A 13,052-nucleotide genomic window follows, 5' to 3' on the forward strand; every position below is an offset into this window, starting at 1 on the left:
TTATTGACTTACAAACAATAAATGCATAGCATTGCTTATTGCGTTATCCTAGGATAACGGACTTAAGGTGGGCGAGCTTGCTCGCATCGACGCTTAAGGAAACAGTTAATGTCAAGTCCCACTTCGTGTGACTTGCCATTAAGAGATTCAACCAGAAGAAGGCTGACCAATACTTTGAGGCTAAGTGTAATCACTACGCTGACTTGAAGGGACAGGCTGATTTCTATTACTGTTGATAATGTGTTGATAGTGATGCTCATATCTAATGTGACTCCTATTGTTAATGTTATGTTCAGAAGAATCTTAACTGTTACCAGTTTAAATACTTCTATGTATTTATAATTATACTGAAACAATGACTTAATATTCGGCTCCAGGAATGAACTTAACCCCTGGATGGATGCGGTAGTTTGTGCTCAGGTAATCTACATGAAAGCTTGTGATACATTCCTCTATTTTTTGTCATAGAGATTCAGACCGTCACTGGACTGGAGAGCATGCGAAAGGCGACTGGGTGAAACTGACTTTAGTCGATACTTAGTATTGTCACATTTGATATGAGATTTCCGAAACCTCGCTCTCCAGTTTCGTCATTCCCATGAAAAAATCAGATATTCAATTATCCTGGATAAATAAATTTTCAGAATGCAGCGGTAATCCGAGAGGTAAAAATAGGTCTAACTACCTACACTTTGACGTAAAACCTGATCTTGCACTGGCTTGCCAGAAAGTTTTCCAACCTTCTTATATCAAGAAGCATTCCTTTTGGCCTTTTATATTCTATAAAGCTAAAGCTGAGAAAATTAAGCTACTCTCTGATCTTTTATCAGAACATTCTATTGCCTTACCACCCAGCCTGAATGATAAAAATAACCTACCAAAAGAAATAAAAGACATTATTGATTCAGATCCTGATGTATCTAAAGCTTTAATATCAACAAAAGGTAATCCGCATAAATATGCAACTTGGAAATTAAGACCAATATGTTACGCTAGCCATTTTGATAGTTTGATATACTCTTATTATTCAGAGTTACTTAGCTATGACTACGAAAAACTACTTGCTTCAAAAAATCTTGATGAAAATGTCCTTGCCTTTAGAAAATCTCAATCTAGATCTAAAGTGTGTAACATTGATCACAGTTATAAAGCATTTGAAGACATTAAAAATAGTGAAAAGTGTGTCGTATTAGCATTTGACGTTAGTAGTTTTTTCGATATTCTCGATCATGAAATATTAAAAAACAAATGGCTACAAGTAGTACAACAATCGTCAAATATCGACAGACTTCCGGCTGATCACTTTAACGTTTATCAATCAATAACCTCATATTCATATGTCGACAGAGATGCAGTTTATGATTGCTTTAAGATATCTAAAAACAACCCTAAAAACGTCTCTCGAAGCATTACAAAAGAGATGGCGTATAACTCACTGCCTGAAACGAAACGTCCTATAACAAAAAATAATCGTCGAATTAGACTCTGTTCGGCTAAGAGCTTTAGAACACTCGTCAAGACCAAAGAGCTTCTAATAAAGAAAAACCGTGAAAGTAAAGGGATCCCACAAGGATCACCGATGAGTGGACTACTTTCAAATATTTACATGATTGATTTTGATATCAAACTAAAAAATTATACTAAATCTTTAAACGGGAAATACTATCGTTACTGTGATGATTTACTTTGTATTTTACCAATTAATGAGCACATAGAAATCATACAAACGGCGTCAAACCTTGAAAATTTTGTATATGATCTAGCCAATGAATTCAAACTTGATGTTAATAAAAAGAAGACAGAAAAATATGCTTTCATGCCTGATAACATCCTTCAAGCAAAGTATCCCAACAAAACAGAAAAAAATAGGGAGAATTTAACAAAAAGAATCGCATGTGCAAGGATAGCAGGAACAGAACTTATCTATTCTCGATTACAATATCTCGGTTTTAAGTTTGACGGGGAAAACGTAACCATTCGATCTTCTTCTATGTCTAGATATCAGAAAAAACTGAAACGTGGGATAAAATATCATCTCCAACTAAAAAGAAAGTATGACCCAACAGGCTCACTTAAACGCCAAAAATTACGTGAACTATACAGCCATGTCGGAGAAAGTAATTTCCCTACTTATGCTTATCGCTCAGCAAAAACAATGAAGTCTCCAGCGATTAGAAAGCAATTAAGCAGACACCAAAAAGAAATTAACTTTCAAATAAAGACTATTTCTAAAAGAATTAAAATCGATCCATAACTTTAGACTTTACATTATCCCCAAGCTATCACTTGAGTGCTTGGGGATAAGCTAAAGTTTGTGAATCAATAGTACTCTTCTATATAACCGTACGCTTTGGCGAACAACTCTTTGTCTTTTCCTAAACCAAACTGAGCAAGCGTCAGTAACAATGCCTTTTGAATCTCTCGTGGGCCACTGTTCGAGCTCTGCCAACCTTTAAAGCGTTTGGCTTTTACAATTTTGTCTATCTGCTCTACTACATCGCCGATTAGCTTAGGCGTGCTTTCTGGTCGAGTTTCTAAGAACAGTTTTGTTAGTGCTTGTTTGTTATCTTCTTGAGTTACTGGTGAATCGCCAGTTTCACGCTCGGCTTGCACAGTATCTTTTGCGGTATCAAGCAGCCCTTTTAACCAATCGATAGCTTTAATGACACCAGCTTCATAGTCCTGACGAAGCTTTTCTAAACGCTCACCGAGAGCAATGAACTTCGGATTACCGCTACCACGCAGGCGCCCCATTAGATCGATTTCTAACTGGCTTGCGCGCTTCTCTTGCTCTTTTTCCGTCAAGGTGAAAATAGCGTGCTCATCCATCACCAGTTCATCAATATCATCACGAATACGATTAATATCAGTATGTTCGTGAATCATCTTAATGGTTTCTGGACCTAACGCAGCCCACACGAGAGAGCCTGTTTGCCCTACAGGGCGGACAGATTCATAGATTTGAACCAACCATTTATAGTCAGCTCGATAAGGGGTTAAGAACGCATCTGGGTTAATCGCAGACCATAACTTAGCTAATACACCAAAAGAGGCTGCAAACTCGTCTCGCTTTTCGTTCGTCGGTAAGCAAGCTTGCGCTGCCATAATACCTTCAAAGCCTTCCAAGGTTCTGTCGACGTTAGGAAAGAAGCTTAAACACTTGTCTAACTGAGCTGGCAAAAGCTCTTTAAAAGCCTCAATACCTTCTACCACGCCATCGATCTCTTCAGGATCATAAGCAAGTGCGGTGCGCAGGTTCTCAAATACGCCAAGGTAATCAATGATGAGGCCCATTTGCTTGCTAACATTGTCCGTCTCGTACAAACGGTTAGTACGACACATTGCCTGCAACAAGGTATGGTCACGTAATGGCTTATCTAAGTACATGCAGTAGCAGATAGGCGCATCGAATCCGGTCAAGAGTTTTGCGGTGACAATTAGCAATTGAAGTGGTTGTTTTGGATCTTTGTAATCTTCAATCAAGCTCTTCTGCTTTTGATCATTACCATCAATCTCTTGCCAACGTTCAAAGTCTGATTCGATGATAGGCAGCTCAAGGTCTTGCTTCCATTTACGCCAGTCCTTGTTAACCTTGCCCTTTTTACTTGCGTCTTCATCTTTGATTGGTGCTTGGTCGACGTTCATGACTACTTCTACCGCATCAAAGCCTAGTTTCTTACCGAGTAAATAATACATCTGAACACAGGCATCTCGGTCATAGACCACAACCATGCCTTTCATCTGCTTCGGCTTTACATGGCCTACAAAGTGATTGGCAATATCTTCACTTACTGCCTTCATGCGTTTAGGCGCCTTCAACATAATCGCTAAGCGGCCAGCACGTTTAGACAATGCCATTTTCTCATCATCGTCTAGATCATTGTCTTTGACCATTTGCTCAAAGGCTTCATCAATCGCAGCACGGTCCACACGAAGCTCAGCCAAACGTGGCTCGAACTTGACCGCATTGGTCGCTTTATCTCGAATGGATTGCTTATAGCTGTAGCGGTTCATGTAGCGCCCTTCATCCTCTTCAGCACCAAAGAGTTTGAAGGTATTGCGGTCAATACCAGAAATCGGTGTACCAGTTAAACCATAGAAGTGAGCATGAGGCAGCGCCCAGCGCATTTTATCGCCGAGGGAGCCTTCTTGAGTGCGGTGCGCTTCATCCACCAGCACGATAATGTTGTCACGACTGTTTAAACCGTTTTCATTGCTCTCATCGACTTCGACATCTTTAAACTTGAACACGGTGGTGATCAAAATGCCGCGACTATCTTGTTCAATATGCTCACCAAGCTTTTTACAGCTTTGTACTTTGATGAGGTTTTTAACATCCGCTCCACCAAAGGTTTCATTGATTTGGCTATCGAGATCTCGACGGTCTACCACAATTAACACGGTTGGATTTTTCAACTTGTTATCCGCACGGAGCATACGAGCGGCATAGAGCATAAGTAAGGACTTACCCGAACCTTGGAAGTGCCAGATAAGCCCTTTCTTCGGATAGCCTTTTTTTACACGTTCAACAATTTGCTTTGCGGCTTCAAATTGCGGATAACGCGGTAAGATTTTAATGCGTTTAGGTGACGTGTCTTTACCTGTCTTCACCGTTGAGAACAACGCGAATGATTCTAGCATTTGCAGCAAGGTTTCTGGGTTTAACAAACCTTCACAGCTATCAAGTACGGTAGCTAAGCTAGCTGGAATCTCATCTCGCTGATCGGTTTTATGCCATGGTCCCCAGTCTTTCACTCGCGCATTGATTGCACCATAAGCAAAGGTGCGTCCTTCAGAAGCAAAGCACAGAAGGTTTGGCACGAAGAACGGCTCAACATTTTTCCAATAATGCTTTTGACCACCCATAAAATCGGCTGCGCCATCTTGCCAGGTGACACTTGGACGAGTCGCTGATTTTACTTCCCCCACCACCAGCGGGATACCGTTCACATAAAGAACGATATCGAAGAACACCTCTGTCGCGGCAATGAAGTGAACCTGTTGAGAAACAACAAAGTGATTGTTTTCAGGGGTATCAAAGTCAATCAGCTTGATAGTGATATGATCACCATTTTCACCAAACGGTAGGCTTTTATCTGCCATCAACCATTCATGGAAATTCTCGTTAGCTTTCACTAAGCCCGTGTGCTTAGCTTCCAACATTAAGCCACGAAGTTTGTAGATCACTTCATCGGCGTAATCGGGATTGTTGCCAATATCAGGGTTTAACGAACAAAGTGCGTCTTTAAGCCAGGTATCAACGAAGATATCGTGAGTTTGCTTAGGCAAGCTCTCACCATGACAGTAATTCCACTTTACTCCGCTTAAGCCTTTTAGGCGGTCAATAATTCCATTTTCTGTGACGGTTTGTTCGTTAAACATATTACCCTCTAACTAAAATACTCTGACTTTAGGTTTTCAAGAACTGACATTGAATCATGCTTCTGCGATACAACTGACTTAATGTTTTCATCAAAGAGTCTCAGTAGAGTATCGGTTTCGGCTATCTCATCTATCGGCGGTAGTAAAATCGGCAAGCTTTTTAAGCTCCCTGGATTTATGTTTGCTTGACTAACACCAGGTGTAGCAAATGCCTTTAATCGATACTGAACCAGAGGCAGATTCAAATACTGATTTAGATAAAAAGGCGAAACTTGCGATTCATCCACAACTAATCGAATGAGGTACGATGCAAAGAGATACTTATCGTCAAGCTCAAAAATACCAGTTCTCCCCACCCACTCCATACTATTAGTTCGATTGAAGACCAAATCACCTTTGTTCAGAGTATATTTTTCCGCATCTCCGTAACCTGAAGATAAGTACTTCATATCATTTGGATCTACATACCCATTGGTTATATTCATCATTCTCAAAACAGGATACTCACCTTCCTTTTCCAAAGCTTCTGAAAGACCGTATTGAGTATCAATCAAAACATCACCAATAGTAGTTAGCCTCCACCTTTTGGGAATATTTGCCTCATCCGGCTTCATGAATATCTGGCGATACCAGTTGCCTTTTAGCATCCTATCGTAAGCAAGCTTCGTCTTAATCTTGTAAATATCAGCATGTAATAAGTCTATTCGATCAAAGCATTCTTGAGCTTTATCAATAACCTCAAGGCAGCGAGACATTTGCTGTTTGTCAGGCAAGATAATTTCAAGCTCTTTTAGCACAGAAAATTTTGTTCTGGGTGATAATGATCCAGAAGAGTTCTGTATAGCCCAGTTCCACATTACTTTAGATTGAATAATATGCGGCAATAATTCTTTATCGGTTAAGTTGGACTTAGCCTCCATAACTATTATGTCACCAGAACAGATCCCATCAAATTCAGCAATCGCGGCCTTTTTTAAATATGGACGGCGTTTACCAAACAAAATCTGGCCTTTCTTAAACACTCGAGTAAAGCTTGGGTTATCTTCAGCAATCATCCCCCAACGCTTTATCTTAAGCGAGCCCGAATCTAAGTGCTCTAACCCTATGTAACGCTCATAACCATCACCAATAGGATCTTTGGTCGTTAGCTTTACTTCTTTACAGATATCACCGAATTTTACAGTTTGCTTATCAGTCATCTTTCTTTACCTCGTAACCTAACTGCTCGAGGCTATTTAATAGTTTGTTGGTTTGCTTCTTCAGTTGTACTCGGCTCATTTTCCATGACTCAATAGCATGTTCGATATCATGTACTTCCTCACTAACCTTCGCTTTCACGTAAAGTGGAATAGATAAGTTGTATTGGTTTTCACTGATAGTGTTTAAATCAGCCAGCGCAGTAATACTACTTTGGTTGTCTGGTTGGAAATAAGCTTCACAAAGCACATCCAAATCATCACCAGATAAACGACTATGGGCACGCTCGCGAGTTACATGCTCTACACCATTGATAAAGAGAATCTTGTTTTTACGCTCAACTGGCTTATTGCAGTTAAGCACCACTACGCACGACTCCATTGGCGAGTTGTAGAACAGATTTGGCCCAAGCCCTATCACCGCTTCAATGATGTCAGATTCAATCACCTGCTTACGAATTGCTTGCTCAGAATCACGGAACAGAACACCGTGAGGCCACAGCATAGCCGCACGACCAGTATCCGATTTTAAGCTTTTGATGATATGGGTATAAAAACCGTAATCAGCACAACCTTGTGGTGGCACCCCGTACATATTGCGCCCATACGGGTCAGCCGCGAACTTTTCACGGTTCCACTTTTTGATGGAGTACGGCGGGTTAGCAAAGATGACATCGAACTGTTTTAGTTGATCGTTCTCGATAAACTTTGGGTCGCCTAAGGTATCGCCGCGCATGACATCGAACTCTTCAATGTCGTGTAGGAACATGTTCATACGTGCAATGGCAGATGTTAGCAAGTTTACTTCTTGGCCATACAAATGAACACCGCGCCACTGTTGTCCATTGGTTGAAGACTCCTCCCCTTGCGCACGTAAATCCATCACGGCATTAAGCAGCATACCGCCTGTACCACAAGTTGGGTCGTACGCACTCTCACCCGGCTTAAGCTTCATGATACGGGTCATCAAATGCACAACGGTACGGTTGGTATAGAACTCGGCTGCAGTGTGCCCTGAATCATCCGCAAACTTCTTGATCAGGTATTCGTAAGCCTCACCCAAGTCATCTTGAGCAACAGACTTAATGCCTAGTGGGATTTTGCTGAAATGCTGAATAAGGTCTGACAGCAAGTGATCCGGTAGGCGTTCCTTGTTGGTCCATTGCGCATCACCAAATACACCGTGCAAACGCTCGTTCTTTGCTTCAATCAAACGCAGTGCATTTTGAATCGCTTCACCAATGTCTTTGCTGGTATTACGAACTTTCTCCCAGCTTGCTTCCTCTGGAATATCGAAACGGTGGTACATCGACATCGCTGCATATTCGGCATCACCTTCGTGCAGCTCAAGTGCTTCGTTATACTCTTCTAGATATACATCCGACAGACGCTTAAAGAACAGCAGTGGGAATACATACTGCTTGTAATCAGACGCATCAATTTGGCCACGCAGGAACTCGGCAGCACCCCACAGTAGGTCTTCTAATTTGTTTTTATTCATAGCGAGCGGTAATCCAAATATTCTAATTCCTCGAGCTTAAAGTTGATATACTGACCTTTACAGTGCGGACTGACTTCACTAGCAATAAAAACCAATCTTGGCTTTTTATCCACTTGCTCATTTAGTTTTTTTTCTTGAAACAAACGATAAAATGTTTCTGCAATTTGGTTTCTTGAAATGAAGAAGCATGGGCGAGTATTAACATCTTCGAAGTGAAGCTTATTTGCAAAAACAACTCTAAACCCTGTAGAGCATTCATTAAACCAAGCTTTACCATAATAGATTCTAAATTCATCAACAAAATCATTTAGGTTCTGTCCGTCAATTTCCACAAACAAATCTTGAATTGGCATAGTGCCAATTTCAGGCAATTGAACAATAATGTTTTCATTATTTAGAAATGAATCAACCATCGACGATAGAACTTTAGAAGTTTGCTTCTTTCTCTTACCTTCTTCTCCATCCTCATTTTCAGGCCTAGGTCGCCCTCTAGTCACGAATTCCTCTTCCGCTAAACTATCTTGTTCAATAGGCCTTTTTGTACTGTGCGGACGGAGGTTTAACCTCACGGCATTAGATATGTATTCATCTTTTTCAGAATAAATATCGGTATATTTAGTTTTCTTTCTTTTAGTTTCTGAAATGTCTTTACCTATTAAACATTGCTCTGAATGGTCTTCAACAACTTTGTAGTAAGGCTCTACTTTCCGTTTCGCTTTTGGTCTATCTAAATTGGCGCATGTAACCGCCGCATTGCAGTTATCATCTGGACATTCGAATTTAAACTTAGAAGTTATCTTCCCATCACGATATTTACGGTCCGCATCTACAGGTGAAACTTCCTGTTTTAGTTCTAAGGAATAGGCTTTCTCTAATTTCATATATCAAACCCCTCTTTGATTAACAAGATTTCTAACTCTTGCTCAGCGGCCTCTAAGGCTGCTAATTTTTGCTGGAAATCTTTCAATGCTTCTTCAACGGTAATGGTTTCTTCTTCTAGCGGCTTTTGTACATAACGAGCGATGTTCAAGTTGAAATCGTTCTCTTCAATCTCGCTATGTGGCACCCAACGTGCAACACCTTCAATGTCGTCTGCCTTCGGCCCTTTGGTGCGCATGTTCTGATAGATGTCGTAAATCTCATCAGCTTGAGGCTCTGACAAGGTGTTTTGCGCTCGACCTTTAGTAAAGATCTCTTCCGCATTCACAATCAGAACATGGTCTTTATGCTCTTCTGGTCTTGCTTTACGCAATACGAGAATACAAGCAGGGATACCTGTACCGTAGAACAGGTTTGAAGCCACGCCGATTACCGCCACGATGCGGTTCTCTTTTAATAGTTTGGTTCTAATTTTACCTTCGGCACCACCACGGAAAAGCACACCATGTGGCAGCACTACCGCCATTCGCCCTTCATCATTCAATGAAGCAAACATATGTTGCACCCAGGCGAAATCCCCGTTGGTTTTTGGTGCTAAGCCAAAGCTTGCTCGGCCATAAGGATCACTTGTCCAATAGTCGTAACCCCACTCTTTTAAGCTAAATGGTGGGTTTGCGATTACGCAGTCAAAGTTTTCTAGTTGGTCATTTTGCAAAAACTTAGGATCACGAAGTGTATCACCACGTACGATTTCAAAGTCTTCTTGTCCGTGTAGGAACAAGTTCATTCGAGCAATCGCTTCGGTAGTCAGGTTCTTCTCTTGACCTTTGATTTTTAGAAGACGTGGGTCACCACCGTTCTCTTTAACATGGTGAATGGTTTCAAGCAGCATACCGCCTGTACCACAAGCCGGGTCATATACACTCTCGTTCGCCTGTGGGTCTAGAATATTAACCATAAGACGAACAATGGTACGTGGCGTATAGAACTCACCTGCTTTCTTGTTTGCTTTATCAGCAAAGCGCTTGATGAGATATTCGTAAGCACGGCCCATATCATCATTACGCACACTCGATACACCAAGGTTAACCTTGTTGAAATGGTTGAGTAGTGTCGATAGCAGTTCGTCTGATAGACGCTCTTTGTTGGTCCAACTCGCGTCACCAAAAATTCCATGTAGCTGTGGGTTTTCTAGCTCAATACCACGGAATGAATCTTTTAGGGCTTGGCCGATATCCTTGGTTTCTGCAAACACATCTTTCCAATGACAGTTAGCTGGAATTTGAATGCGGTGAAACATATCGCCTTTCGCAAGCTCTTCATCATCCACTTGCTCCATCGCTTCTTCGAATTCTTCATCGTAAACATCACAGATGCGCTTAAAGAACAAGATTGGGAAGATGTAGGTTTTGTAGTCTGAAGCGTCAATTGGTCCCGTAATGATGTGGGCCGCATGCCAAAGGTGCGCTTCTAAGTCTTTGAGATTTATTAATGTCATTGCTTGCTCTTATTCTCTTCTATCCACGTTTCAAGATCTTCACGTTTGAAACGCCAAGAACCGCCGACTTTGAAACCAGGAAGCTTTCTTTCGCTTGCTAACCTATATGCTGTTTTTTCGGCCAACTTCAGATAAGCAGCCACCTCTTTCAAGGTCAAAATTTGGTCTACCATTCAGAGTGTTATCTCATGTTGGTTTTATTCTTTAGAATTGATGGTGAGAGAATATGGGAAAATTGGGGAAGCGGCAATGATCTAAGCCTGATTATGCAATCAATTGTCCTTTAAAGAATCAAAAAAATCTCAGATATATTTCATCTTGTGTAGAAGCCCATTTACTATATGGAATCAAAGCTATGCACAAACAAAACGACTATGTTGTTCATACTCCAATGACAGCAAACCAAGTATTAGAAAAAGCCGCAGAGATTGTCGCTACTCGATATTTACGTGGTGATGTGTTTACCAATCCACAGGCAACGAAAGAGTTCCTACAATACAAAATGGCTAGCTATGAACGTGAAGTGTTTGCTGTATTACTGCTAGATAACCAACATCGGCTTATTGAGTACAAAGAGTTGTTCTTTGGCACCATTGATGTGGCAAGTGTTTATCCGAGAGAGGTAGTAAAAGAGGCATTTAACTGCAATGCTGCTGCGGTGATCTTTGCTCATAACCTTTCTTTTTTCCACCAGCATTAAAATGAGACATAAACAATACACTTATCCGTAATTCCTCACCACAACCTAATAAGCCAACTACAGATAATTAAGCGCAACAAACCTAACAGTAACTAAGCGAATAAAATATATGCCCTACCTATGCCCATTCCCACCGACGATATAGCTTTTAATTTGAAGACGAACACATAACCAATACAAAAAAGTTACCCGTAATACAATTCCAATTCATAGCATTATATTTCCCTCCTCACGCAACATAAAATGCGGCCTCGCTGATTACCTCACACATAAAACTTATCTAAAACATATTTTCATTAAGGGATAAATATTGAAAGTATCAACTCTTGCTCTTGCGATATTATCAACGCTACTGCTATCTGCTTGTGGAGGTGGTGGTGGCTCTGATTCAGATAACATAACCACTAGCCCAACTCGAAGTATTCAAGGTAAAGCCATTGATGGTTATGTCAAAGGTGCCACTGTCGGTTTGGATTTAAACTTTAACGGTAAATTGGATGCAGGAGAACCAACAACAATCACAGGCGACAATGGTGCGTATATTTTAGATATCAAATCAAATAGCGATGCTTCTTGTGCTGACTATGTACCCACGATTGTTGATGTTCCTGTTGGTGCTATCGATGAAGACCTTGGTGTTGTCGAAACGGCATATACCATGACAATCGCGCCCGCGATATTCATACCTAGTGACAAGGATATTCGTGATATCACGCCGCTAACAACGATACTTTGGGATAATATTCAACGAGATCTCGAAACCAGTAATCTAGGAATGCTTAGCTGCTCAACTATTCAAGATCAATCTGAAACTCGCGAGCGTATCAGTGGGATGTTGAAAGAGCAGGAGTACCGTTTACAGCTTCGCTTCAACGTACCTGTAAAAGAGCTATACAGTGATTTCATTGCATCCGGTAATACAGAGTTAGCTTCTAGCGCTGCTAACCTTGTAAAGGGAATGCAGTTATCTTATGAAGAAACACGTGTAATGTTACAAGATCCAAATGTGGTATATGCAGACGTTGAGTATATGCAAGGGCATTGGAACCACATGATGGAAGACGAAACTAACTCTACTCATTGGCATCGTGTAACAAGAGTCCAATACAAAGACAAATCAACCACCGCACGTATCGAACGCATGTCAGATGACTTAACCACTGTAGTTAAAACAATGGAAGATTCAATGAAGCGCGAACGGACTGAACGCGGCCTTACATTGCTTGAAAACTTTGCGATTGAACCTGACGGCTGTAACTCTGTGATTGAAGTGGTACAAGCATCGACTGATGGCTACGGTTTACGTAACCAACATCATGCTGCTGACATTACCTCTTTGCAGGACTGCCAAGATGTAACGAACTCGACGTCGTTAACCGCTCAAACTATTTTAACTTTCCGTACGAATGGCCTAGAGCACATCGGAAAAATAGACGAAGGTGGGCAATTTAGGTTCGATGAGAAAGATATATATACCAATCGCGATTTGGCGTTAGCTTTTGAAACAATGTCCCCTGAGGACTTAGATCAATACAACTACATTTCTCAAGACTTTACCGATTCATTTACACACAACTCAACATCGGCACTACGTAACCAAGCAACCAATCTAGAAGATCGTTACATCTGGATTGACCGCGATCTCACTCAAGGGCTATGGAGTAAGATAATTCAATTTAAATCAGGTGTTTACGAAAACTATTGTTCTGACGATGGTACTACGTGGACACCAACAGATGTTATAAGTAAATGCATGAATAGCTCTGTAGAATAAACAATAAAACAGATAATTATTTCATAAGATCAACGTGAACTAATTACAAACATTTAAAAGGCGACTTCTTAGGAAGTGGCCTTTTTTGTATCTGATTTTGTCATTTCTTTTCTTATTTTCTT

General features: G+C 40.9%; 8 protein-coding genes and 1 pseudogene. 3 read left to right on the forward strand and 6 right to left on the reverse strand.

Annotation, left to right across the window (positions count from 1 at the left end; all coding sequences use genetic code 11):
* Positions 1–598: 598 nt before the first annotated feature.
* Entirely contained in the window at positions 599–2,254 is a 1,656-nt protein-coding gene (gene drt2, locus C9J40_RS09795; RefSeq protein WP_107246697.1) for an antiviral reverse transcriptase Drt2, read from the forward strand.
* 65 nt (positions 2,255–2,319) lie between these two features.
* On the opposite strand, the gene C9J40_RS09800 is transcribed toward drt2, so the two are convergent.
* From C9J40_RS09800 to C9J40_RS09825, 6 genes are read right to left on the reverse strand one after another with little or no spacing between them, the layout of a single operon-like run.
* The gene (locus C9J40_RS09800; protein ID WP_107246699.1) at positions 2,320–5,382 is read right to left on the reverse strand and encodes a type I restriction endonuclease subunit R; all 3,063 of its coding nucleotides are present in this window, start codon (positions 5,380–5,382) and stop codon (positions 2,320–2,322) included.
* Positions 5,383–5,390: 8 nt separating this feature from the next.
* Positions 5,391–6,581 (reverse strand): restriction endonuclease subunit S, encoded by a 1,191-nt coding sequence (locus C9J40_RS09805; RefSeq protein ID WP_107246701.1) that lies wholly within the window; start codon positions 6,579–6,581, stop codon positions 5,391–5,393.
* Positions 6,574–8,079 carry a class I SAM-dependent DNA methyltransferase gene (locus C9J40_RS09810; protein WP_107246702.1) on the reverse strand — a complete coding sequence of 502 codons (1,506 nt, stop codon included), beginning with the start codon at positions 8,077–8,079 and terminating at the stop codon, positions 6,574–6,576. The genes C9J40_RS09805 and C9J40_RS09810 overlap by 8 nt, the downstream gene beginning before the upstream one ends.
* Complete coding sequence (locus C9J40_RS09815; RefSeq protein WP_107246704.1) at positions 8,076–8,960, reverse strand: hypothetical protein; 885 nt, start codon at positions 8,958–8,960, stop codon at positions 8,076–8,078. Before C9J40_RS09815 ends, C9J40_RS09810 begins: the two co-directional genes overlap by 4 nt.
* Positions 8,957–10,456, reverse strand: coding sequence for a class I SAM-dependent DNA methyltransferase (locus C9J40_RS09820; RefSeq protein ID WP_107246706.1), 1,500 nt, complete (start codon positions 10,454–10,456; stop codon positions 8,957–8,959). Before C9J40_RS09820 ends, C9J40_RS09815 begins: the two co-directional genes overlap by 4 nt.
* Complete coding sequence (locus tag C9J40_RS09825; RefSeq protein ID WP_107246707.1) at positions 10,453–10,629, reverse strand: helix-turn-helix domain-containing protein; 177 nt, start codon at positions 10,627–10,629, stop codon at positions 10,453–10,455. The genes C9J40_RS09820 and C9J40_RS09825 overlap by 4 nt, the downstream gene beginning before the upstream one ends.
* 182 nt (positions 10,630–10,811) lie before the next feature.
* Between C9J40_RS09825 and C9J40_RS09830 the strand changes: the two are divergent.
* Positions 10,812–11,132: pseudogene (locus tag C9J40_RS09830) on the forward strand (JAB domain-containing protein); the annotation flags it as partial.
* A 334-nt stretch (positions 11,133–11,466) separates the two neighbouring features.
* Positions 11,467–12,930 carry a hypothetical protein gene (locus C9J40_RS09835; protein WP_107246710.1) on the forward strand — a complete coding sequence of 488 codons (1,464 nt, stop codon included), beginning with the start codon at positions 11,467–11,469 and terminating at the stop codon, positions 12,928–12,930.
* The last annotated feature ends 122 nt before the right edge of the window (positions 12,931–13,052 follow it).

Origin of the sequence: Photobacterium sp. GB-72, assembly GCF_003026095.1 — a bacterium.
Classification (GTDB): domain Bacteria; phylum Pseudomonadota; class Gammaproteobacteria; order Enterobacterales; family Vibrionaceae; genus Photobacterium.

Excerpts from the sequence above, each read along its gene's own strand:
- C9J40_RS09815 (WP_107246704.1), bottom strand. The coding sequence starts at position 8,960 with ATGAAATTAGAGAAAGCCTATTCCTTAGAACTAAAACAGGAAGTTTCA.
- C9J40_RS09820 (WP_107246706.1), bottom strand. The coding sequence starts at position 10,456 with ATGACATTAATAAATCTCAAAGACTTAGAAGCGCACCTTTGGCATGCG.
- C9J40_RS09825 (WP_107246707.1), bottom strand. The coding sequence starts at position 10,629 with ATGGTAGACCAAATTTTGACCTTGAAAGAGGTGGCTGCTTATCTGAAG.
- C9J40_RS09805 (WP_107246701.1), bottom strand. The coding sequence starts at position 6,581 with ATGACTGATAAGCAAACTGTAAAATTCGGTGATATCTGTAAAGAAGTA.
- C9J40_RS09810 (WP_107246702.1), bottom strand. The coding sequence starts at position 8,079 with ATGAATAAAAACAAATTAGAAGACCTACTGTGGGGTGCTGCCGAGTTC.
- C9J40_RS09800 (WP_107246699.1), bottom strand. The coding sequence starts at position 5,382 with ATGTTTAACGAACAAACCGTCACAGAAAATGGAATTATTGACCGCCTA.
- drt2 (WP_107246697.1), top strand. The coding sequence starts at position 599 with ATGAAAAAATCAGATATTCAATTATCCTGGATAAATAAATTTTCAGAA.